Below are 1,358 nucleotides of genomic sequence, written 5' to 3'. Positions count from 1 at the left end.
TGTCTTGTCCTGAAATAAGTTGACGGATTTTAGACGAAATTACTTTTTAAATTGAGACCTCCAATGCGTTTGTGTTGGAGGTTTTCTTTTTCCACTGTTTTACCTTTAGTTTGCTTTGCCGGTGCATCTGCTCAGGCGTCAGATACTGGCATGAGAGATGGGGCCTGAGGCTGTTATAGATGCCTACTGACTCTGCGATCACCTGCACCGCCTCCAGGTGGTGGGCAAAGCCCCGCTCCAACTCAAACTCATCTTTCAAAATGCCGTTCACCCGTTCGGCCACCGCATTCTGGTAAGGGTCGTATTTTTCGGTCATGCTCGGTTTTATCTGCCCGGCAGCCAACAGCTGCTGGTACTCCTGTGAGCAGTATTGCAGCCCCCGGTCCGAGTGGTGAATTAACCTGTGGCCATACTTCTTTTTTCCAATGGCCATTTTCAGCGCCTGGGCAACGCCTTCTGTGCGCAGGTCTTCTGCCAGGTGATAGCCCATGATCTTTTTGGAATAGGCATCGGTCACCAGCGAGAGGTAGCTATGACCTTCTCTGGTAGGAATATACGTAATATCGGCCACCCATACCTGCTCGGGGCGCTCTATGTGGAGCCCTTCCACCAGGTTCTTATGCTTTTTCATCCAGTGCTTTGAGTCCGTGGTTTTATGATAGCTTTTCTTTGGCTGAACCAGCAGCCCCTTTTCCCGGAGGATGGAAAAGAATTTATCCCGCCCTACCTTCAGGCCCCGGAGCTGCTCGTGCAAGAGGTAGTAGAGCTTGCGGGTGCCCAGGCGCGGCATCTTCAGGCGCAGCTCCAGGACCAGCGCTATGACTTGCTCCTGCAAGGTTTGCAGGTGCCGGCTTCTGTGCTGGCGCTTGTAATGGGCTTGCCTGCTATAGCCAAGCAATCTGCAGGCCAGGGAAAGGTTTATTTCTTTCCTGAGCTGCCAGACTGCCTGGCTGAAGGCTTTTTTCGGATCTGAATCCCCATCTGGCCTTCGGCCACGTCAATGATGGTATCGAGCAGTTTGGCCTTCAGCTCCGCTTGATCGGCCCTTTTGCGGGCAGCAGCCAGTTGGGCCTCCAGTTCTTTGATGCGTTGGTTAGGGGTCTGGGACATAGGCTGGTGTGGATGGACGTCCCAAGTTAAGCGGCCGTGCTTACGAAGCCAAACTAAAACGGTGCTTCGTCCCTGAATACCGTACTTTTTTTGGGCTTGTTTATACGTCAGGTCCCCACCTTCCACCTCAGCCACTACCTGGAGCTTAAAGCCTAAGGTATAATCGCGCTGACTACGCTTGCTTTTTTTCTCTGCTACTTTTTCCATAATAGGTTAATTTTAATGTCAACCTATTTTAGGACGGGACA

Annotated in this window: 1 protein-coding gene; it reads right to left on the bottom strand. The window is 51.6% G+C overall.

Annotated features, from left to right (window positions below; all coding sequences use genetic code 11):
- Nucleotides 1–46 precede the first annotated feature (46 nt).
- Nucleotides 47–1,317, bottom strand: a protein-coding gene (locus tag H7F15_RS19300; RefSeq protein WP_370523770.1) for an IS3 family transposase whose coding sequence is annotated in 2 segments (ribosomal slippage) — nucleotides 47–957 and nucleotides 957–1,317 — 1,272 coding nt in all. Because the reading frame shifts where the segments join, the coding sequence is not laid out codon by codon here.
- Between the last annotated feature and the right edge of the window lie 41 nt (nucleotides 1,318–1,358).

The sequence above is a fragment of the Pontibacter sp. Tf4 genome (assembly GCF_014212495.1).
GTDB lineage: Bacteria > Bacteroidota > Bacteroidia > Cytophagales > Hymenobacteraceae > Pontibacter.
The sequence above is the reverse complement of the archived record's forward strand: the minus strand, read 5'-3'. Positions and strand labels throughout refer to the sequence as shown.